This window comes from Colwellia sp. TT2012 (genome assembly GCF_001440345.1).
Lineage (GTDB): Bacteria > Pseudomonadota > Gammaproteobacteria > Enterobacterales > Alteromonadaceae > Colwellia.
Map to the genome: position 1 here is coordinate 1 of NZ_LJYX01000060.1, position 1,168 is coordinate 1,168.

At 61.0% G+C, this 1,168-nt stretch carries 1 protein-coding gene and 1 pseudogene; both read left to right on the plus strand.

Features of this window, described 5'->3' with window-relative positions:
- On the plus strand, window positions 1-591 hold a 591-nt coding region (locus ASU03_RS20145), incomplete at its 5' end, for a M23 family metallopeptidase (protein WP_157465971.1).
- 304 nt (window positions 592-895) lie between these two features.
- Window positions 896-1,168 (plus strand): annotated as a pseudogene (locus ASU03_RS20150) (aspartyl/asparaginyl beta-hydroxylase domain-containing protein); the annotation flags it as partial.

A 1,168-nucleotide genomic window follows, 5' to 3' on the forward strand; every position in this document is an offset into this window, starting at 1 on the left:
GGCGTGGTGTTTTTCAGCGACCAGAAAACCCCTGGCGCCCAGGCGTTTGTGTTCCAGGAGCGCCGGGTCGTCCCGGTGAAGCGCCAAGTGCTTGATCCCCAGCCGCCGCGCAACCTGCGGCCAGCGCAGTTCCAGCGCTACCCGTTGCCCTGGCGCGGTGGCCCCTTTCGACTGACCCAGGGGCCTGGCGGCACCTTCAGCCACTCTGACGTCAAGAGCCGCTACGCCATGGATATCGCCATGCCCGAAGGCACGCCGATCATCGCTGCGCGAGGCGGGGTGGTGGTGAAGACCGAGAACAGCCAATCGGGGCGGGGCAGTGACCCGTCGGGCAACTTCGTGCGGGTGTTGCACGATGACGGCACCCAGAGTGTGTATCTGCACCTCAAGCTGGGGTCGGTCAGTGTCAGGGAAGGGCAGCGGGTGGCGGTGGGCAGTCCATTGGCGCTGTCGGGCAATACCGGCAACAGCAGTGGGCCACACCTGCACTTTGTGGTGCAGCGCGATACGGGGGCGGGGTGGGTGTCGATTCCGTATGAGTTCACGCAGCCGGTACAGGCATTGCCCAACTTTGCGTTGGGCACGCGGTAAGGCTTTTGTAGGAGCGAGCTTGCTCGCGAAGACCCTGAAGGCGCCGCGTCTAATCAGAAGGCACGCGTACCGTTTTCATTTTTCGCCTGAATGCCCCTTGCAAACACGCTCGCTCCTACAGAACACCGGTTGATCCCTATCAGCCCGGTTTTACGCCCTGTATGCATACTTGATCACCCGCCGCGCCCCCTTTAATACGGATTGTTGTCTATCGCGGGTTTTTCCTCCGGCCTGGAATGTTTATCATGGCCGTCTGCTATGTCTGGTTTCCCGCTGCCGGGAGGCTATTTCCAGGAGTTGCTGCATGACCTTTTCTTTGGCCGCCAAGCTGTCGGTGCTGCTGCTGTTTATCGGCAGTACGCTTTACGTGCATCTGCGCGGCAAGGCGCGTTTGCCGGTGCTGCGCCAGTTCGTCAACCATTCGGCGCTGTTCTCCCCGTATAACGCCTTGATGTACATCTTCTCGGGCGTGCCGTCCAAGCCTTACCTGGACCGCAGCAAGTTCCCGGAACTGGATGTGCTCAAGGACAACTGGGAAGTGATCCGCGACGAGGCCATGCATCTGTTTGACGAAGGC